The following is a 19,240-nucleotide window of genomic DNA, read 5'->3' as shown; positions in this document are numbered from 1 at the left end:
GAGCGCCCCCGGGTCGCGCGCAGCGCGCGCCCGCGGACAGGCTCCGCGCGGAGGGGGCAAGTGACCCAGATCTCCAACCATGACCCCCTCTCCGACTGGGGTCTGCCCGGCTGGATCTACACCAGCGAGCGGTTCTTCAAGGAAGAGCAGGACAAGGTGTTCCGCCCGTCGTGGCAGATCGTCTGCCATCTGAACGACATCCCCAAGGCCGGCGACTTTCACACCTTCGACTTCATCGGCGAAAGCCTGGTGGTCGTGCGCAGCAAGGACGGCGGCGTGCGCGCCTTCGCCAATGTGTGCCGCCATCGCGGGGCGCGGCTGCTGGACGGACCGGTCGGCCGCTGCGGCGGACGGATTGTCTGCCCCTACCACGCCTGGACCTATGATCTGGAAGGCCGGCTGATCGGCGTGCCGATGCGCGATGATTATCCAGCCCTCGACATGGCCAAGGAGGGTCTTGCCTCCATCGAAACCGAAATCTGGCGCGGTTTCGTCTTTGTCCGCATCGAGGGCGACGGCCCCTCGGTGGCGACCATGATGGCGCCCTACGAGGACGAGGTGGCGCACTACCGCTTCGAGGAGCTTCAGCCGTTTGGCCGCGTCACGCTGCGGCCGCGCGCGGTGAACTGGAAGAACATCAGCGATAACTATTCGGACGGCCTGCACATCCCGGTCGCACATCCGGGCCTGACCCGGCTGTTCGGCAAGGGCTACGGGGTCGAGGCGGAGGCCTATGTCGACAAGATGTGGGGCCAACTGATCGACGAGCCGTCCGAGAGCCCGTCCGAGCGCCTCTATCAGGACTTGCTGCCCGATGTTGCGCACCTGCCCGAAGACCGCAAGCGGCTGTGGACCTACTTCAAGCTCTGGCCGAACTTCGCCTTCGACATCTATCCGGACCAGGTGGACTTCATGCAGTTCATCCCGATCTCGGCCGAACAGACGATGATCCGTGAGATCGCCTACGCCCTGCCGGACGAGCGGCGCGAGATGAAGGCCGCCCGCTATCTGAACTGGCGCATCAACCGGCAGGTCAACGCCGAGGATACCGAGCTGGTGGCCCGCGTGCAGCAGGGCATGGCCTCGCGCACCTTTACCGCCGGCCCGCTGGCGACCAGCGAGGTCAGCTTGCGCAGCTTCGGTCGCAAGATGCGCGCTTTGATCCCGGAAAGCCGGATGCCAAAGCCGCCGGAGGGATGGTGAGGCGATCACCTCGGCAGAATCATCGTGTCATCCCGGCCGGAGCGCAGCGGAGAGCCGGGATCCAGGGGGTGAAGAACCTCTGGGGAAGCCGCCCCTGGGTCCCGGATCGGCCTTCGGCCGTCCGGGATGACACAGCTTGTCTGGCGAGATTGGTCAGACGATGACCCGCGCCGCCTTCACCCGCGAGGCGCCCGACGTCCGTCGGCAGGCGCTGGTGGCCGCCGCCGAGACCGTGTTGGCGCGCGAGGGCGTGGGCGGGACCAGCGTGCGGACGATCTGCGCCGAGGCCGGAGTCTCGCCGGGCCTGCTGCGCCACTATTTCGAAGGTGTCGATGACCTGATCGCGGCGGCCTACGAGGCCGTGTCGCAGCGTATCGACGCCGCCCTGGACGCGGCCTTGGCGACCGCAGAAGACACGCCGCGCGCGCGACTGCTGGCCTATCTAGGCGCGAGCTTCGCGCCGCCGGTGCTGGACGAACGGCTGCTGGCCGCGTGGATCGGGTTCTGGTCACTGGTCAAGACCAAGCCGCGCATGGCCGCGATCCACGCGGCCTCCTATGCCGATTTCCGCGCCCGGCTGGAGGCTCTACTGGCCGATGCGGGCGCGCGCGACACGCGTCTGGCCGCCATCGCCCTGACGGCGACGGTGGACGGGCTATGGCTGGAGCTGTGCCTGGATCCGGCGACCTTCAGTCCGGACGAGGCCCGCGCGGTCGTGACCCGCGCGGTCGAAGGCTGGCTCTAAGCGGCCTGATTGGCGGCGCGGTTGCGACCCCACGAGGGCGTACGCGCCTCGGCCTCGGCCGTGTGGACGTCCGCCTTGCGGCCTTGGGCGCGCATGTGGCGGGCCAGCAACTGGGCCAGGGCCTCGGCTTCATGCTGCGACGAGTAGGCGCCGATCAGTTCGGCCGAGTCGTTCCAGGTCACATGCCACACGCCGGCGACGGGACGGACGTAGTAGTGATTCTCGGTCATGCGACCTCCTTGGACAACTCAGCGGACACTTACTCACCGCGTCATGACAGTTGTTTTGCGGTCGCACAACGAAATTGCGCTGCAGCGCACAACGAATGACGCGCGACGCCTCAATCGTCCTTCACCATCGTTCCGCCCTTCATGACCTTGGCCACCTGGGTCAGGGTCGAGATGTCCGACAGCGGATCGCCCTTCACCGCGATCAGATCGGCGTAGCAGCCGGCCGCGTCGCAGCCGACCTGCCCGGTCTTGCCCATCAGCTCGGCCGCCACCGTGGTCGCCGACTGGATCGCCTGCATCGGGGTCATGCCGTACTTGACCATGTAGGGCATCTGGCGAGCGTTCCAGCCGTGCGGATAGACGCCGGCGTCGGTGCCGTAGGCGATCTTGACCCCGGCCTTGACCGCCTTTCGGAAGCCTTCGCGCTGGGCGTCGGTGGTCTCGCGGTTCTTGCGGATCATGCCCGCCGGCCAGCCGTGCTCGCGGCCATAGGTGTCGATGAAGTCGCCGTTATAGATGTCAGCCACCAGGAAGGCGCCCTTGGCCTTCATCAGGGCGATCCCCTCGTCGTCGATCAGCGAGCCGTGCTCGATCGACCGGACGCCGGCGCGGACGGCGATCTTGATCCCCTCCGCGCCATGGGCGTGGGCGGTGACATAGGTCCCCCGCTTGGCGGCCTCCGCGACGGCGGCGCGGATCTCATCCTCGGAGAGTTCCAGTTGGCCAGGTTCGGTGCCCTCGGTGAGCACCGCGCCGGTGGCGATCAGCTTGACGAAGTCGGCGCCGCCGACCAGCAGCGCGCGGACCTTCTTGTGGACGTCGGCGGCGTCATCGACCACGCCGCGCCGCATCTCGGCGGGAATCGCCACGTCGGACGCGACGCCGGTGATCTCCCCGCCCCCGCCCGGCGCGGTGACATAGGCGCCGGCGACGGACATTCGGGGTCCCGGCACGAGTCCCTCGTTGATGGCGTCGCGAAGAGCCGCATCGCTCAGCGCCCGCCAGACGCCGACATCGCGCACGCTGGTGAAGCCGGCCATCAAGGTCAAGCGGGCGTGGCCCGCGCCGATATAGGCCTGCTGCGCCGCCGTGCGCAGCAGCGGCAGGGCGATGTTCTCGCTCTGCTCGTCGTCGACCATGTGCGTGTGCATGTCGATCAGGCCCGGCAGGACGGTCAGGCCCGACCAGTCGACGACCTTCGCGTCCTTGGCCCCCTCCTTCGGCGCCCCCTTCCAGGGGCCTACCGAGACGATGCGATCGCCTTCGATGCGGAGCATCTGATCGGTCAGCACCTTGCCGGCCTGGGGGTCGATCAGCTTGCCCGCGCGAACATAGGTGACCTGGGCCGAGGCGACGGCCGGAACCAGCGCGGCCAAGGCGGCGGCGCAAACGAGGCGAGACATCATCGGGCGGCTCTCCGCATCAGCCAGTAGATCGGGACGCCGGCGGCCAGCAGCACCAGCCCCCAGAAGGTCACGGACCACCCGGCGCCATAGAAGGTCCAGGCCGAATAGACCGCCGCGACGGCCGCCACCAAGCCCAGCCCCTTGGACGGCGCCATGCGCCCCTGTTGCATAAGCCGCAGCACCGCCAGGGAACAGAAGAGATAGGCGAAGAGGGACGCGGCGGTGGCCAAAAGGGCCATGAAGGTGAAGGCGTCGGCCATCGACTTGGCGTAGTTCATCAGCACCAGGATCGTGACGAGCGCGCTCGACGCCACGTGCGAGCGAACCGGCGTGCCGTTGGCGGTGGTCTTGCCGAACCAGGCCGGAAACACCCCTTCGCGGGCCATGGCGGCGGGCAGTTCCCCCTGGATCAGCGACCAGCCGTTGAGCGCGCCCAGCGCACTGATCGCGGCGAAGGCCGCCAGAACAAGCCGGAAGTCTCCGCCGCCATGATAGGTCACGAAATCAACGAACGGCGCGTTGGACCCCTGCAGCACGGCGGTGGGGGTCAGAAGCAGGACGCCCGACGAGACGACCAGATAGACAAGGCCTGCGAACGCAGTGCCAGCCAGGGTGGCCCGGGGAATGGTGCGCGCGGGATCCTTGACCTTGTCGGCCGGAATAGTCGCGGTCTCCACCCCGAGCAGCGCCCAAAGCGTCAGCGCCGCAGCCGCAGTGATGGAGCCGCCGGACAAGGCCGAGGGTTCGAACGGCGCAATCGCTGCGCCCCCCTTGGCGTGTAGCACGCTAAAGGCCAGGCCCGCCACCGCGATCAGCGGGATCAGTTTCAAGATCGTGGTGACCAGCTGAATCCACCCCGCCGACCGCGCCCCGGCGCAGTTGATCGCCGTCGCCGCCCACACCACCGCCACGGTCAGCAGCGCCGCCAGGCCCGGCGTCTTGGCGATGGCGGGCATGAAGACGCTGAGGTAGCTCACCGCCGCGATGGCGATGGCCGCGTTGGAGACCCAAACCGAGATCCAATAGGACCACGCCACCAGAAAGCCCGGCGCGCGCCCGAACGCTTCCTCGGTATAGGCGAAGGGTCCGCCGGCGCGCGGAAAGGCGCCCGCCAGCTTGGCGAACACGTAAGCCAGGCATAACGAGCCGCCGATGGTCAGTAGCCAGGCGATGACGGCGTTCCAGCCGTAGGGCGCCAGGGAGGCGGGCAGCATGAACACGCCCGAGCCGATCATGTTGCCGACCACGAGGGCGGCGCACATCCAAATGCCCAGAGGCTTGGATTTCAGGGACGTCATCGCGATTCAGCTTCCCCCCGAGAACAAAAAGGGGCGGCCCGATGGACCGCCCCCCGTTACGCTACCCACAACAGGCTAGAACGCCTTGCCCACCTTGACCCCAAGGGTACGGGGCTGGTTCGGCGTGATGTAGTACTGCGTTCCGCAGACGCTCGTTGCGCACTGGGCGTTTCGGTCCAGGCTGGCGCGCTTGTCGAACAGGTTCTTCACATAGAGTCCGATCGACAGACCGTCCTTCTCCATGCCACCCGAAACGTCGAACGTTTCCCAGCCCTTCTGCTTGCCAAACGCTGCGCGGTCGGAAAGCCGCAAGTCGGTCCAGCTCGCGCTCTGGCCGACGATCGAGCCCTGCACGTAGTTGTCCCAATCGCCCCAGCTGAAGTCATACCGGGCCGTGAGGTTGGCCTTAAACTTCGGCGTCACGGGCAGCGAGGTGCCGTCCGGCGCCTGCGGGGTCGCGCAGGTGGTGACCGGATTGCCGGCGGTGTCGGTGAAGCCGCAGTAGTTGGCGGTGAGCTTGGCGTCGGTATAGGCCGCCGCCGCATTGATCGTCAGACCCTGGACCGGAACCCAGGTGATGTCGCTTTCAATACCCTTGATGCGGGCCTGGTTGGCGTTCTTGATCTCGGTCAGGCCGTTGGCCCCCAGGATCGAGAACTGGAAGTTCTTCCAGTCTTCCATGAACACCGCGCCGTTCCAGCGGAAGCTGTTGTTCAGCCACGTGGTCTTCCAGCCGGCTTCGTAGTTCTTCAGGTAGTCAGCCTGATAAGGCGGCAGGGTGCTGCGCCGATTGATGCCGCCCGGGCGGAAGCCCTTGGAATAGGTGGCGTAGATCAGCTTGGCGTCGTCGAACTTGTAGGTCAGCGTCACCTTGGGAACGTTGCCGCTTTCCTTCACGCCCTTGTCGAGGTTGGTGCAGGGCGAACCCGGAACCACCGCCGCCTTGAAGCACGCCTTCTCGCCGGTGGAGCCGTAGCCCTTTCCATAGCCGTAGAAGCCGATCAGCGTGTTGTGCGCCTTGAAGAAGCGGATGCCGGCCGTCAGCATCAGCTTGTCGGTGATGTCGTATTCGGCCTGACCGAACACCGCCTTGTCGCGATCGACGCGCTGCTGCTTGGTCAGCCAGATGGTGCCGGTATAGCCAGGCACCGAGATGCTGCTGCCGATGTCGGCGATCCGGTAGTTCTGGAAGATGTCGTGGGTTTGCTTCTGGTAGAAGCCGCCGACCACGAACCGCAGCTTTTGATCCTGCGGCGAGGCGATACGGATTTCGTGGCTTTCCTTCTTGTAGTCGTCCAGGCCTTGGATGAACTGGGACGGGTTGACCAGGTTGCCGGCGTTGTCGGTCCAGTAGAAGCCGTAGCCGACCTGATCATAGAAGTAGGAATAGTCGGTGTAGTCGGAGTTCGTCTCCGTCTTCCGCTTCAGGAACGAGCCTGAATAGGTGACGTCGAGATTGGCCACCTGGCCCTCGATGGTCATCGCCGCCTGGTACCACTTGTCCTTGGCGCTTTCCGGATAGAAGCGCTTGACCTTAAGGTCGCCGACCTTGGGGTCGTAGGAGAACGAGCCGTTCGACTTCTGGACCTGACCCATCACCTGCGGCGTGACGACCCAGTTGTCGTCCAGCTCGACGCGTAGCGCCGCGCGACCGCCTTGCGTGTAGACGGAGTTATAGTCGTCGCGCACCCGCGCCTTGTTGTTGATCGTATAGTCGTTGGCCGGGTTGGTGTCGCCGCGCGTATAGGTCCGCGTGCCCGCCACGTTGTCGATATAGCCGCCGTCGCGGACATCCCAGCCGACGAGACGAACCGCGACCTTGTCCGACAGCGGCATGTTCACGAAGCCTTCCAGCGCATGCCCCGTATCGCCGTGCGCGACCTGGTTCAACTCCGCGTCGACGCCGGCGGCGAAGCCGGCCGTCGAAGGCTTGTTGGTGATGATCCGCAGCGTACCGGCCTGTGAGCTGGCGCCGTACAGCGTGCCTTGCGGACCGGCCAGGGCCTCGACCCGGGCGACGTCATAGACGTGGATGTCCAGCGCGCCCTGGATGGTGGTGACCGGCTGCTCGTCCAGATAAACGCCGACGCTGGGCAGCGAACCGGAATGGTTGCCGTCGCCGCCGCTGGCCACGCCGCGCATATAGACCTGACCGAAGCCAGGACCCGAGCTGGTGAACGACACGCTCGGCAGATACTTCACATAGTCGCCGAACGCGCTGACCTGCAGTTGCTCCAGCTTCTCCCCGCCCAGCGCCTGGATGCTGACCGGCACGTCCTGCAGATTCTCGCTGCGCTTCTGGGCGGTGACCACCACCTCCTCAAGCGCGGTGTTCTGGCTGGACTGCGCCTGGGCGTAGGCGACGCCCGACAACATGCTGCTGGCCAACAACGCGGCGGAGTAGACCCCCGCTTTCTTTAGACGAACCGATCCCGACGACATTCAGTCGCTCCCCTTGCGGCTTTGAGGGAACGATGTTCGACCCGCGCCTAATCGGTGGGCAAGTTTGAATTTCCGGTTTGTCGTCAATTCCTGTGAGTGTTGCAGAAATGGCGAGGTGTTGGGCAGATGGTCAAATAACAGGCGTACCTGGGTACGCATTGAGCACCGCTCCCAGCGACTGCTTGAGCGGTCCCAGATGCGATTCGAATTTCTGCCAGTGCTCAACGGCGTCCTTGAAGATCGGACGGCGGACCTGTTCTGAACTGGCGGTTCGCACCGCGCGGTCATTCTCGTGGGGCGACAGGCAGGCCTCCTCGAATGGCAGGCCGCAGTGGTCGAGCAAAGCGCGGATCTGCGTTTCAGGATCCTCGATCAGCCGCTCGTAGATCACCCGATGCACCCGCCCCGGCAGGACCGCGTCGAAGTGGGCCATCAGGTCCACATAGTCGGCATAGTACCGGCCGATGTCCGTCAGGTCGTAGCTGAACGCCTGGCCGCGCGCGAAGTGCTGCTTGAAGCCCGAGAAGCAGCAGCCCAGCGGGTGGCGCCGCGCGTCGATGATCTTGGCGTTGGGCAGGATCAGGTGGATCAGCCCGGTGTGCGCGAAGTTGTTCGGCATCTTGTCGATGAAGAACGGCTTGTCGGTCTTGCGCTGAATGCGGGTGCGTTCGATGAACTCCTCGCCCAACGCCTTGAGGTCTTCGGGCGACAGATCGGCGAGGCTTTCGGGATAGGTCGACTCGGCGCGCTTGGCGGTCTTGCCCCCGAGGCGGCGCGCCATGACGATCAAGTCAGGCAGTTCCATCGTCCCCTCGACCAGCGAGTGACTGGCCAGGATCTGCTCCACCAGCGTCGACCCCGAACGCGGCAGGCCCACGACGAAGATCGGATCGGGCGCCGCACAGCCCTGCCCCGCCCGCGCCGCGATGAAGGCCGGCGAGAACACCGCCTTGGTGCGCACGGTGTCGGCGGTGTTTTCCTCCGGATCATACTCCAGCTGTTCGCGCCGGATCGCCGCGCCGGCCGCGTAGTGGGCGAACGACGCGTCCCAAGCCTCGGCGTCCTCATGCGCCTTGCCCAAGGCGTAGTGGAGATGCAGACGGTCATCGTCCGAAAGCCCCTCGGCCTCCAGCGCCTGGCGCATGGCGGCCAGGTCTTCCGCCGTGAACTTGACGGTCTTGAGGTTGGCCAGGCTCCACCAGACCTCACCCAGGGTCGGGGCCAGATCCAGAGCCTTGCGATAGGCCGCGACGCTGTCGGCCTGGCGGCCTACCGTCTTGAGGGCGTGGCCGTAGCTCATCCAGCCCTTGGGCTGGTTGGGATAGTCCGCCAGAACCTGATCGTAGACGGCGATCGCGCGATCATATTCGCCCAGCCGCGCCAGGATCGCCGCATAAAGGTTGGCGTAGCCCGGATGACGCGCGTCCTTGGCCACCAGCATCTCGATCTGCGCCAGGGCCTCGAGGTTCTTGTTCTGGCGGTAGAGCATGGTCGCCAGGTTGTGGCGGGCGGCGGCGAAGTTGGGCGCCAGCTCCACGCAGCGGGTCAGCAGCGCCTCGGCGTCGGCGTAGCGTCCCAGGCGCGCGCCGGTCTCGGCCAGCATGCGGATCGCTGCGACGTCGCCGGCGTCGGCTTTCAGGCGCTCGCGCAGCACTCGTTCGGCCTCGCCCAGCCGATTCTCAGACAGCGCCGTGGCCGCCTCGATCAGCAGCGGGTCATGGGTCGAGGCGCGGAGCTGACGGGCCAGCGCGCGTTCAGCGCCCTGGCGATCACCCAGAAGCTCCAGACTCTCGGACAGGCCTCGCCAGGCTTCGGACAGGCGAGGCTCCAGCGCGCTGGCGCGGTCAAAGGCGCGCGCGGCCTCGGCGGTACGGCCCAGACGCTCCAGACACAGGGCCAGCTCCAGCTGGGCCAACGGCAGGTTCGGCAGGGCCTGGGTCAGCGGCGCGATGGTCGCCAGCCCGCCCTCGGCGTCGCCGGACAGGCGCAAGGCGGCGGCCAGCAGGCGTGTAGTGTCGGCGTGGCGCGGGACGACCTCCAGGATCGCCCGCGCCTGTTCGGCGGCCAGGCGCGGATCGGTCTCCAACAACCGCTCGGCGTGCGCGAAGGCGTCGGCGAGACTGGCGGCGGGAGCGGTCGTCATGGTCATGCGGTCAGGAGAGCGGGGTCCGGGTGGAGGTGTCAATGCGTACGAACCTTCCTCCCCATTAGGGGGAGGTGGCGCGCTGCGAATACGCAGCGTGACGGAGGGGGTCGCGCAAGCGTGCGGCGGCGGGAGCCCCCTCCACCGGCGTTCGCCGGTCCCCCTCCCCCCATGGGGGAGGAAGGCAGGCTAGCCTCACAACCGATCCCGCAGCGCGTACCAGCTAAGCCCCGCTACGGTCAGCGGCCAACGCAGCCAGCGACCGCCCGGGAACGGCGGGGTCGGGACACGCGCCATCAGGTCCGAGACCTGGGCGTCCCCCTCCGCCAATAGCTTGCCGACATAGGGGGCCAGCATCACACCTTGCCCCGAATAGCCGGAGGCGACCCGCACCCCCGGCGCGATCTCGCTGACAAAGGGCATGCGGCTGAGCGTTATCCCCAGCGTTCCGCCCCAGGCGTGGGTGATCTCGACCCCCGCCAGGCGCGGATAGACCTTGGCGAGGTTCTTGCGGACGAGAGCGGCAATGTCGCTCGGGAAGCCGGGGCGGTAGTTCTCGCCGCCTCCAAACAAGAGCCGTCCGTCCGGCGTCTTGCGGAAATAGTTGACGACGAAGCGGCTGTCCGAGACGGCCGCGTTCGAGCGGATGATCTCGTCGGCCAAGCGCCCCAAAGGCGCGGTGACCGCGATGAAGTTGTTGATCGGCATGACCCGCGCTTGCGCCGTCCCGGCCATGGCGTTGAGCTGGCCATCGCCGCTGAGGATCAGCCGGTCGCAGGTCACGCGGCCGGTCGCGATCTCGACCACGATCTTGCCGCCCTCGCGACGCCAGGTCCGGGCGCGGGTGCGCTCATAGATCATCGCGCCGGCCGCCCTGGCCCGGGCCGCCATGCCTTGGGCCAGCTTCAGCGGATGGACGTGACCGCCGCCGCGATCCATGAGGCCGCCGAAATAGACGTCGGTCCCCAGCTCATGGGCAAGATCGGCCTCGCCGATGAGCTCCAGCTGGTCGTAGCCATAACGCTCGGCCATCAACGCGACATAGGCGGCGTCCTCGCCCTCGCCGTGGGGCTTGTGGCGCGCGTGGATCATGCCTGGGCGCCAGTCGCAGGCAATGACGTCCGTCAGGGTCTTGAAGTGGGCGCGAGCATCCTCGGCCAGCCGCCACAGGGCCATGGCGTCGTCGCGCCCGACGGCTTGCTCCAGCCACGTCTGGTCGCGCCGCTGGCCGGTATGGACCTGACCGCCGTTGCGCCCCGTAGCGGCGCAGCCGACGCGGTCGGCTTCGAGAACGACGGCCTTCTCCCCCAAGGCCATCGCCGCGCCGAGGCCCGTGAAGCCTGCGCCGACGATACAGACTTCGGTTTGGACATCGCCCTCAAGCGACAGAAGGCCCGGGAATTCAGGAGCGGTGGCGGCGTACCAATTCCCTCTCCCATAGGGAGAGGGGCAGGGGTGAGGGGTTTGGTCAGTCACCGCTGCAACCCCTCATCCTCCCACGCCTTGGGCGCGGGTCCCTCCTTCTCCCTCTGGGAGAAGGTGATCACAAGCTCACACATTCAGCAGCAGGAACTCCCGCTCCCAGGGGCTGATGGTGCGCATGAAGGTTTCGTACTCGGCCTGCTTCACCCGGTCATAGGCGGCGCAGAAGGTCGGGCCCAGGATCTCGACCAGCGGCTGGCAGGCGACGAACAGGCGTAGCGAGTCCGACAGGCTGCGCGGCAGCTCGATCCCCCGCGCGCCGGCGTCGATCGCCACCGGCTCGCTGGGCTTGAGCCCCTGGACCATGCCCAGATAGCCAGCCGCCAGCGACGCGGCGATCGCCAGGTACGGATTGGCGTCCGACGACGGGATGCGGTTCTCGACCCGGCGGTTGGCCGGCCCCGATGGCGGCACGCGCAGGCCGCAGGTGCGGTTGTCGTAGCCCCACTGGGTGTTCACCGGCGCGCCGCTGTCGCGCGAGATGCGGCGATAGCTGTTCACGTACGGCGCCAGGATGGCCATGATCGCCGGCAGATAGGTCTGCTGGCCGGCGATGAAGCCATGGAACAGCGCCGACTCCGCGCCGTCCTCGTCCGAGAACAGGTTGCGCCCCTTCTTGTCGACGATCGACTGGTGGATGTGCATGGCGCTGCCGGGCTCGTTGGCCATCGGCTTGGCCATGAAGGTGGCGTAGATCTCATGCTCCAGCGCCGCCTCGCGGATCGTACGCTTCATCATGAACACCTGGTCGGCCAGTTCCAGCGGATGGCCGTGCTGCAGGTTGATCTCCATCTGCGCCACGCCGCTTTCGTGGATCAGGGTGTCGATCTCCAGCCCCTGGCGCTCGGAGTATTCGTACATGTCCTCGAACAGCGCGTCGAACTCGTTGACCGCACTGATCGAGTAGCCTTGCCGGCCCGTCTCGGGACGCCCCGAACGCCCGATCGGCGGCTTCAGCGGATAGTCCGGATCGGTGTTGCGATCGACGAGATAGAACTCGATCTCCGGCGCTACGATGGGGCTCCAGCCCTTTTCGGCATAGAGCGCCAGAACCCGTCGAAGCACTTGGCGCGGCGCCTCCTCTACGGGACGGCCGTCGGGGTGGAAGGCGTCGTGGATGACCTGGGCGGTCGGATCCTGCGCCCAGGGCACGGCGGCCAGGGTCGCGAAGTCCGGGGTCAGGAAGATGTCGGTGTCGGACTGGACGGCGTTCACCGCGCCCTCGAACTCGGGGAAGTCGCCGGTGATGGTCTGGTAGAACACCGCCAGCGGCAAATTCATCGACGGCGAGCCGAGGAACTTGCGCACCGGCATGATCTTGCCGCGCGCCACGCCGGCCAGATCGGGCACCACGCACTCGATCTCCTCGATGTGCTGGCGCGCGAACCAGTCCTTGGCCTCCTCGATCGTCGAGACGCCGCGATCCAGGATCTGGTCGCGCTTGGCCTTGTTGTGCTTCGGCTTCATGACGCCGCCTCCGGCTTCAGCGCGCGGAGGATGGGCTCGGCTTCGGTCAAGGACTTGCCGATGATCCCGACCAGTTCGTCTATCTCGGCGTGGCTGACGATCAGCGGCGGGCAGCAGACGATGGTGTCGCGGATGGCGCGGACCATCAGGCCGTTCTTGATACAGATGTCGCGAACGATCGGCCCGGCCTCGCCCTCCTTGTCGAGGAAGCGATGGTTGGTCCCCTTTTCGCGGACGATCTCGACCGCGCCGATCAGACCCAGCGATCGGGTCTCGCCGACCAGCGGATGGTCGTTCAGGCCAGCCAGGGCCTTGGCCAAATAGGGGCCGGTGTCCTCGCGGGTGCGCGTGATCAGATCCTCGCGCTCCATGATCTCGATGTTCTTCAGCGCCACGGCCGCGCAGGTCGGGTGGCCCGAATAGGTAAAGCCGTGGATGAAGTCGCCGCCCTTCTCGCGAAGCTCGGCGACGATATGGTCGGCCACGCCGACCGCCGAGATCGGCAGGTAGCCGGACGACAGGCCCTTTGCCATGGCGATCAGATCCGGCTTGATCCCGTAATGCTGGTGACCGAACCACTGGCCCAGGCGCCCGAAGCCGCAGATCACCTCGTCGCAGACCAAGAGGATCCCGTATTTGCGGCAGAGGGCCTCGACGGCGGGCCAGTATCCGTCGGGAGGGATGATCACCCCGCCCGCGCCCTGCACCGGTTCGCCGATGAAGGCCGCGACGTTCTCGGGGCCGACCTCCAGGATCTTGTCCTCAATTTCCTTGACGCACCGGTCGCGGAAGGCGGCGGGGTCTTCGCCGAAGCCCTCGCCGAAGTAATAGGGCTGGGCCACATGCTCGACGCCCGGGATCGGCAAGTCGCCCTGCGCATGCATGTGCTTCATGCCGCCCAGCGACACGCCGGCCACGGTCGAGCCGTGATAGGCGTTCCAGCGGCTGATGAAGACCGTCCGCTGCGGCTGTTCCTTGAGCTTCCAGTAGTGACGGACCAGGCGGAAGACCGTGTCGTTCGCCTCGGACCCCGACGCGTTGTAGAAGACGTGGGTCAGGTGGCCGCCCATCTTCTGCGCGATCTTGGCCGCCAGGGTCACGGCCGGCGGCGTCGCGGTCTTGAAGAAGGTGTTGTAGTACGGCAGCTCCAGCATCTGCTCGTACGCCGCCTCGGCCAGCTCCTTGCGCCCGTAACCGACGTTCACGCACCAAAGGCCGGCCATGCCGTCGAGGATGCGATGGCCGTCGCCGTCGGTGATGTAGCAGCCGTCGGCGCGGGTCACGATACGGCTGCCGCCCAGCTCGGCGATGACCTTGTGATCAGCCTGGGCCGGCAGATGGTGAGCCAGGTCGAGGCGCTTGAGCTCGGCGATGTCGTGGTTGCGGATGGGGGCGTTCATGGGGCGGCTCCTGACTCGACGAGCGGCGCGCCTCTGAGGGCGCGTCCGAAAATTTCAAAGAAAATCTGCGATTGCCGGTTCTGCGCCGGCCTCCATTCGGGGTGCCACTGAACGGCCAGCACGGGGGCGCCGTTGACGGTGGCGGAGAAGGCTTCGACCACGCCGTCGGGGGCGCGGGCCTCGACAGCGAGCCCCTCGCCCAGCCGGTCGACGCCCTGGTAGTGGACTGAGTTCACCACCGCCTCGACCGCGCCGAACGCCCGCGCAAGGACCCCGCCCGGCGTCAGGCCGACATCGTGCATGTGGTCAAACATGCCGTTGAAGTCGACCTCGTCTGGCGCGTGGTGCGCGATCAGGTCGGAGCTCGCGGCCATGTCCCGCCGCAGCGTGCCGCCGAACGCGACATTGATTTCCTGAAAGCCCCGGCAGATCCCGAACACCGGCTTGCCCAGGTCCAGCATCGCCTTGATCAGGTCAGCGGTCATGCCGTCGCGAGCGGCGTCGAACGGGCCCGGCGCGTCGCCGATCTCCTCGCCATAGAGGGCCGGATCGAGGTTCGAGGGGCTACCCGTCAGCATCAAACCATCCAGGCGTTCAGCGACCTCGGCCGCGCGCATCCGCCCCGGCAGCGACGGGATCAACAGCGCGGCCACATCGCCATAGGCCATGGTCGCGTCGACATAGCGGCTCATCACTGCCTGGGCCGGCTCGACCCCGACCGTGCGGGTGCAACAGATGATCCCGGCGACAGGGCGCGCGGTCATCCCAGACCTCCGATTTCCCCGGCGAATGCCGGGGCCCAGATCGGAGGTCCAGAGCTCAGACGGGCTGGCGCATCAAGTGAGCGCGACGTCGATCGACGCTCAGGCTGAATCTGGGTCCCGGCATTCGCCGGGAAGGTCGGGTTGAGACTAGACATGGGTCACGACAGCAACACCGCCGGCGAACAGGCGTGCCAGCACAGCCAGACGGTCTCGCCCAGCTTGAAGTCTTCCTGGTCCCAACGGGTCAGGTTGGAGCGCTGGACCTTGATCCGGCGACCGCCGGCGATCTCGACCTCGTAGGTCGAGGAACCACCCAGATAGGCCTCGTGCTTGATCACGCCTGGCACGGCGTTCGTTCCCTTGGGCGCGTCACCGAGGTTCGGGACCTCGTCACCCTCCTTCTTGTGCAGCTCGATCTTCTCGGGACGGATCGCCGCCCAGACCGTGCCGCCGCGCGGGCCGGTGACGCCGTGGTCCAGGAAGATGTCGACCGGAAGGTCCGGCGACTTGATCACCGCATGGCTCGGCTCATCGACGGCCAAGACGCCTTCGAACAGGTTCACCTGACCGATAAAGTCGGCGACGAAGCGGCTGTTGGGAAACTCGTAGAGGTCGCTGGGCGTGGCCACCTGCTGCAGCACGCCCCGGCTCATCACAGCGCAGCGCGTCGCGAGCGCCAGGGCCTCGTCCTGGTCGTGGGTGACCATGATGAAGGTAATGCCGACCTTCTCCTGAAGGGTGCAAAGTTCGGTGCGCATCTGTTCGCGCAGCTTGGCGTCCAAGGCCGACAGCGGCTCGTCCAGCAGCAGCACGCGGGGACGCTTGACCAGGGCGCGGGCCAAGGCCACCCGCTGGCGTTGCCCCCCCGAAAGCTGATCAGGCTTGCGCTCGCCCAGACCGCCCAGTTGCACCAACTCCAGCGCCTCGGCCACGCGGGCCTCGCGCTCGGCCTTGCCGACCTTGTCGACCACCAGGCCGTAGGCGACGTTGTCGGCCACGGTCATGTGCGGGAACACGGCGTAGGACTGGAACACCATGTTCACCGGCCGCTTGTTGGGCGGCACGTTGGAGATGTCCTGGCCATCGATCAGGATTCGTCCCTCGGTCGGCGTCTCGAAGCCGGCCAGCATCCGCAACAGGGTGGTCTTGCCGCAGCCGGACGGCCCAAGCAGGGCGAAGAACTCGCCCTCATTGACGGTCAGCGACACGTCGTCGACGGCGGCCAGCTTGCCGAACCGCTTGGTGACGTTCTCGAAGGTGATGATGGGTTTTGGCGCGGTCATTGCGGATGTCCCCCGACACACAAAATCCCGACCTCCCCGGCGAATGCCGGGGTCCAGATCATAAGGCTGGAAGGAGCCAGGAAGGGCGAAAGCTCAGGCGGAATCTGGGTCCCGGCATTCGCCGGGAAGATCGGCGGAGATGAAACACTCATTTGCCGTCCCCCGCCCCATGACCCGCCGTGGCGGCCGGATTGCCTTGCAGTTTCAGCGCCGCTGCGGTCAGCAGCACGGTCAGCACGATCAGGACGGTCGAGGCCGCATTGACCTCGGGCGTCACTGAGAAGCGGACCATCGAATAGACCTTCACCGGGAAGGTCACCGTGTCGGGACCCGCGGTGAAGAAGGTGATGACGAAGTCGTCCAGGCTCAGCGTGAAGGCCAGCAGCGCCCCGGCCACCAGCGACGGCGCCATGTGGGGCAGGATAACGTCCTTGATGGTGCGGAACTCGCCCGCGCCCAGGTCACGGGCGGCCTCCTCCATCTCGCGGTTGAAGCTGGTCATGCGGGCGCGCACGACCACCGCCACGAACGGGAATGAGAATGACACGTGGGCGATGATGATCGCGCCCAGGTTCAACGGCCAGGGCATCCCCTGGGGCCAGGGCATGACCTTGGCGAAGAACACCAGCATAGCCACGCCCATGCAGATCTCGGGCACTACGATCGGCAGGGCCATCGCCCCGTCCATCGCTGTCTTGCCGGGGAAGCGGAACCGCCAGAGCGCCAGCGCCGCCGCCGCGCCCAGGAACAGGCTGATCACCGTCGACACCGCCGCGATCGTCAGGCTGTTGCCGAACGCCTCGAGCAAGGCCGAGTTATTGAACAGCTTTTCGTAGTATTTGAGCGTGAAGCCCTTCCAGACGATGTTGCGCTTGCTGTCGTTGAAGCTGAACGCCATCAGCGCGATCAGCGGCGCGTAGAGGAAGATGAACACGGCCGCCAGCCAGGCCTGCATCTGCCAGCGGCGCAGGTATTCTAGGGGGCCGGGGGCGCTTCGCTTAGCCATGCGCATTCCCCTCCCCCGTTTCCCCGGCGAATGCCGGGGCCCAGATCGAACACACGAACGCTGGATCAGCGGGCAGTATCGAGAAGCGCGAACACCCAAAACGCTTGGGCTGAATCTGGGTCCCGGCATTCGCCGGGAAGGTCGGATTGAAGGCGCTCATCCCTTGGCCTCCGGCGTCTTCTTGTTCAGCACGGCCTGGATCGCGATAGCGATGAAGGTCAGGTACATCAGCAAGAAGGACATGGCCGCACCGAACGGCCAGTCGTTGGCGCGCTTGAACTGGCGTTCGATGATGTTGGCGATCATCTGGCTGTCGGGACCGCCCAGCAGGTCCGGGGTCAGATAGGCGCCCAGGGCCGGAATGAAGGTGATCAACACCCCCGAGGCGATGCCCGGGATCGCCAGCGGCACGACGACCTTGAAGATCGTCCGTAGATGCCCGGCGCCGAGGTCCAGGCTGGCCTCCAGAAGCGACTTGTCCAGGCGATCCAGCGCCGAATAGAGCGGCAGCACCATGAAAGGCAGGTGCACGTAAACGAGCCCCAGGATCACCGCGAAATTGTTGTGCAGCAGCTCCAGGGGCTGGAAGTCGCCCAGGGGCTGTAGACCGACCAGCGTCGCCAGGGCGCCACCGCCCTTCCACAGCCATTCGAGGCCCTGGTTCACAAAGCCCTCGGTGCGCAGCACGGCGATCAGGGCGTAGGTGCGGATCAGGAGGTTCGTCCAGAACGGCAGCATGATCAGCAGCAGCAGCCAGGCCTTGGCCTTGTCCGAGGCGAAGGTGATGGCCAGGGCCACCGGGAAACCGATGACCAGGCACAGGCCTGTCGTGAGACCCGCGACCCAGACCGATTTCAGGAAGATCTTCAGGTACAGCGGCTCGATGGCGCGAGCGTAGTTGTGGAAGGTGCCCGAGATGGCGATGTCGGTCAGCCCGACATTGTGGCCGAAACTGTAGGCCCAGACGATCGCCATGGGCGCGAGGAAGAACAGCACCAGCCACACCAGTGGCGGTCCCAGCGCCGTGGCGAACACGGCTTTCGCCTGTTTCCAGGATTGTTCCATGGAGCTCGTCCTTGAAGATGCTCCCCCGCACTGCGGGGGAGCTGTCGCGGAGCGACTGAGGGGGCTAGCTGGAGGTTGACCGAACTTGCCCCCTCCGGCCCTCTGGGCCACCTCCCCCGCAACGCGAGGGAGGAACTATTTCCTCGTCGCGTCCTTAAGCCGCCCGCACCCGGGTGATCAGTTCCTCGTATTGGCTGGCCTTCTCCGCGCCCTCGAACGCGCCGTACTCGCACTTGGCCATGACGTCGGCGGGCGGGAAGATCACGGGGTTGTTCTTGTAATCGTCCGGCATCAGCGCCTTGGCCGCTGCATTGGGGGTCGGGTACAGGATCGTCTTGCTGATCTCGGCCCCGGCCTGCGCGTCGAGCAGGTAGTTGATGAAGGCGTGAGCGTTGTTCGGCCGCGGAGCGCCCTTGGGAATGCACAGGGTGTCGGAGTTGATCAGAGACCCCTCCTTAGGCACGACAAAGCCGATGTCCGGGTCGTCCTTCATCACCTGGGCGATATCGCCGTTGTACTCGAGCACCAGATCGACTTCGCCCGAGGCCAGCAGATCCTGACCGTTGTCGTCATGGAACGCCTTCACGAACGGCTTCTGCTTGATCAGCATCTGCTCGATCTTCGGCAGCATATCTTCGGGGATATTGTTGACCGAGTGGCCCAGATACTTCGCGGACAGGCGCACCAGGTCAGCGCTTTCCGACAGCAGAGTGATCCGGCCCTTGTACTTGTCGCTGTCGAGCAGCCACTTCCAGCTGTCGGGCACGCCCTGGACCTTGCTCTTGCGATAGCCGATGCCCAACAACAGCCAGGTATAGGGCATCGAGTACTTCCGCCCCGGGTCGAAGTCCGGATTGAGGAACGACGGGTCGATGTTCTTCATGTTGGGGATCTTGGCGTGGTCCAGCGGCTCCAAAAGGCCGCCCTGGCTCATCCGCGTCACGAACTCGTTCGACGGCACCACGACATCGAAGCCCGGGTTGCCCGCCTTGAGCTTGGCGAACAGTTCGTCATTGGTCGCGAACAGGCTCATGTTCACGTCGATTCCGGTCGCCTTCTTGAAGTCGCCCAGGGTGGTTTCGCCGATGTAGGTGTCCCAGTTGTAGAAGTTCAGCTTGGGCTCCTCGCCACCGGGCGTAGCGTTGGGCTTCTCACCGCAGGCGGTGAACGTCAGGCCGATCGCGGCGGCGCCGGTGGCGGTCAGGAGCGAGCGGCGGCTCAGGCCCGCCTTGTTGAGTCCTCGCTGGGTGATCGTGCTCATCGTCTCGAAACTCCCCTATCGCTTCGTTGAATGCAGGGCCCAAGC

Annotated in this window: 15 protein-coding genes and 1 pseudogene; 3 read left to right on the top strand and 13 right to left on the bottom strand. The window is 66.2% G+C overall.

Translation table 11 applies throughout. From position 1 onward, the window contains the following. The first annotated feature begins 60 nt into the window (after nt 1–60). Nucleotides 61–1,203, top strand: coding sequence for an aromatic ring-hydroxylating dioxygenase subunit alpha (locus CSW63_RS05900; RefSeq protein WP_062094270.1), 1,143 nt, complete (start codon nt 61–63; stop codon nt 1,201–1,203). Nucleotides 1,204–1,363: 160 nt separating this feature from the next. After that, entirely contained in the window at nt 1,364–1,948 is a 585-nt protein-coding gene (locus CSW63_RS05895; RefSeq protein ID WP_062094269.1) for a TetR/AcrR family transcriptional regulator, read from the top strand. Here the strand turns inward: CSW63_RS05895 and CSW63_RS05890 are convergent. The 5 genes from CSW63_RS05890 to CSW63_RS05870 all read right to left on the bottom strand — a co-directional run bounded on the left by CSW63_RS05890 (nt 1,945) and on the right by CSW63_RS05870 (nt 9,473). Further along, nucleotides 1,945–2,178, bottom strand: coding sequence for a hypothetical protein (locus CSW63_RS05890; protein WP_062094268.1), 234 nt, complete (start codon nt 2,176–2,178; stop codon nt 1,945–1,947). The two genes, CSW63_RS05895 and CSW63_RS05890, sit on opposite strands and share 4 nt — an antisense overlap. Nucleotides 2,179–2,288: 110 nt before the next feature. Then, nucleotides 2,289–3,584 (bottom strand): amidohydrolase family protein, encoded by a 1,296-nt coding sequence (locus CSW63_RS05885; RefSeq protein WP_062094267.1) that lies wholly within the window; start codon nt 3,582–3,584, stop codon nt 2,289–2,291. Further along, the gene (locus tag CSW63_RS05880; RefSeq protein ID WP_062094266.1) at nt 3,581–4,882 is read right to left on the bottom strand and encodes an amino acid permease; all 1,302 of its coding nucleotides are present in this window, start codon (nt 4,880–4,882) and stop codon (nt 3,581–3,583) included. The genes CSW63_RS05885 and CSW63_RS05880 overlap by 4 nt, the downstream gene beginning before the upstream one ends. A 75-nt stretch (nt 4,883–4,957) precedes the next feature. Then, on the bottom strand, nt 4,958–7,324 hold the full coding sequence (locus CSW63_RS05875; protein WP_062094265.1) for a TonB-dependent receptor: 2,367 nt from the start codon (nt 7,322–7,324) through the stop codon (nt 4,958–4,960). Nucleotides 7,325–7,454: 130 nt separating this feature from the next. Continuing rightward, complete coding sequence (locus CSW63_RS05870) at nt 7,455–9,473, bottom strand: tetratricopeptide repeat-containing sulfotransferase family protein (RefSeq protein ID WP_062094264.1); 2,019 nt, start codon at nt 9,471–9,473, stop codon at nt 7,455–7,457. A gap of 124 nt (nt 9,474–9,597) precedes the next feature. Here CSW63_RS05870 and CSW63_RS23675 point away from each other — a divergent pair. Continuing rightward, nucleotides 9,598–9,660, top strand: a pseudogene (locus CSW63_RS23675) (hypothetical protein); the annotation flags it as partial. Between the two features lie 2 nt (nt 9,661–9,662). Here the strand turns inward: CSW63_RS23675 and CSW63_RS05865 are convergent. From CSW63_RS05865 to CSW63_RS05825, 8 genes are all read right to left on the bottom strand, one after another. After that, nucleotides 9,663–10,943: an FAD-binding oxidoreductase gene (locus CSW63_RS05865; protein ID WP_062094263.1), complete on the bottom strand. Its 1,281-nt coding sequence runs from the start codon at nt 10,941–10,943 to the stop codon at nt 9,663–9,665. 75 nt (nt 10,944–11,018) lie between these two features. Beyond that, nucleotides 11,019–12,416: a glutamine synthetase family protein gene (locus CSW63_RS05860; RefSeq protein ID WP_062094262.1), complete on the bottom strand. Its 1,398-nt coding sequence runs from the start codon at nt 12,414–12,416 to the stop codon at nt 11,019–11,021. Beyond that, nucleotides 12,413–13,816: an aspartate aminotransferase family protein gene (locus CSW63_RS05855; RefSeq protein WP_062094261.1), complete on the bottom strand. Its 1,404-nt coding sequence runs from the start codon at nt 13,814–13,816 to the stop codon at nt 12,413–12,415. Before CSW63_RS05855 ends, CSW63_RS05860 begins: the two co-directional genes overlap by 4 nt. Beyond that, nucleotides 13,813–14,580 carry a gamma-glutamyl-gamma-aminobutyrate hydrolase family protein gene (locus CSW63_RS05850; protein WP_062094260.1) on the bottom strand — a complete coding sequence of 256 codons (768 nt, stop codon included), beginning with the start codon at nt 14,578–14,580 and terminating at the stop codon, nt 13,813–13,815. Before CSW63_RS05850 ends, CSW63_RS05855 begins: the two co-directional genes overlap by 4 nt. Before the next feature lie 158 nt (nt 14,581–14,738). Beyond that, a complete protein-coding gene (locus CSW63_RS05845) occupies nt 14,739–15,884 on the bottom strand; it encodes an ABC transporter ATP-binding protein (RefSeq protein WP_082749367.1) in 1,146 nt (381 codons plus the stop codon). A gap of 127 nt (nt 15,885–16,011) precedes the next feature. Next, nucleotides 16,012–16,875: an ABC transporter permease gene (locus tag CSW63_RS05840; RefSeq protein WP_082749366.1), complete on the bottom strand. Its 864-nt coding sequence runs from the start codon at nt 16,873–16,875 to the stop codon at nt 16,012–16,014. A 150-nt stretch (nt 16,876–17,025) separates the two neighbouring features. Further along, nucleotides 17,026–17,934, bottom strand: coding sequence for an ABC transporter permease (locus CSW63_RS05835; protein WP_062094258.1), 909 nt, complete (start codon nt 17,932–17,934; stop codon nt 17,026–17,028). A gap of 154 nt (nt 17,935–18,088) precedes the next feature. Beyond that, complete coding sequence (locus tag CSW63_RS05825) at nt 18,089–19,195, bottom strand: PotD/PotF family extracellular solute-binding protein (RefSeq protein ID WP_062094257.1); 1,107 nt, start codon at nt 19,193–19,195, stop codon at nt 18,089–18,091. Between the last annotated feature and the right edge of the window lie 45 nt (nt 19,196–19,240).

This window comes from Caulobacter sp. FWC26 (genome assembly GCF_002742645.2).
Lineage (GTDB): Bacteria > Pseudomonadota > Alphaproteobacteria > Caulobacterales > Caulobacteraceae > Caulobacter.
Note: the sequence above shows the minus strand (reverse complement) of the source record. Positions and strands in the feature narration are given on the sequence as shown.

What these genes read in the sequence shown, in the direction of transcription:
- CSW63_RS05855 (WP_062094261.1), bottom strand. Translation starts at nt 13,816, where the DNA reads ATGAACGCCCCCATCCGCAACCACGACATCGCCGAGCTCAAGCGCCTC.
- CSW63_RS05870 (WP_062094264.1), bottom strand. Translation starts at nt 9,473, where the DNA reads ATGACCATGACGACCGCTCCCGCCGCCAGTCTCGCCGACGCCTTCGCG.
- CSW63_RS05895 (WP_062094269.1), top strand. Translation starts at nt 1,364, where the DNA reads ATGACCCGCGCCGCCTTCACCCGCGAGGCGCCCGACGTCCGTCGGCAG.
- CSW63_RS05875 (WP_062094265.1), bottom strand. Translation starts at nt 7,324, where the DNA reads ATGTCGTCGGGATCGGTTCGTCTAAAGAAAGCGGGGGTCTACTCCGCC.
- CSW63_RS05880 (WP_062094266.1), bottom strand. Translation starts at nt 4,882, where the DNA reads ATGACGTCCCTGAAATCCAAGCCTCTGGGCATTTGGATGTGCGCCGCC.
- CSW63_RS05825 (WP_062094257.1), bottom strand. Translation starts at nt 19,195, where the DNA reads ATGAGCACGATCACCCAGCGAGGACTCAACAAGGCGGGCCTGAGCCGC.
- CSW63_RS05885 (WP_062094267.1), bottom strand. Translation starts at nt 3,584, where the DNA reads ATGATGTCTCGCCTCGTTTGCGCCGCCGCCTTGGCCGCGCTGGTTCCG.
- CSW63_RS05860 (WP_062094262.1), bottom strand. Translation starts at nt 12,416, where the DNA reads ATGAAGCCGAAGCACAACAAGGCCAAGCGCGACCAGATCCTGGATCGC.
- CSW63_RS05840 (WP_082749366.1), bottom strand. Translation starts at nt 16,875, where the DNA reads ATGCGCATGGCTAAGCGAAGCGCCCCCGGCCCCCTAGAATACCTGCGC.
- CSW63_RS05835 (WP_062094258.1), bottom strand. Translation starts at nt 17,934, where the DNA reads ATGGAACAATCCTGGAAACAGGCGAAAGCCGTGTTCGCCACGGCGCTG.
- CSW63_RS05890 (WP_062094268.1), bottom strand. Translation starts at nt 2,178, where the DNA reads ATGACCGAGAATCACTACTACGTCCGTCCCGTCGCCGGCGTGTGGCAT.
- CSW63_RS05850 (WP_062094260.1), bottom strand. Translation starts at nt 14,580, where the DNA reads ATGACCGCGCGCCCTGTCGCCGGGATCATCTGTTGCACCCGCACGGTC.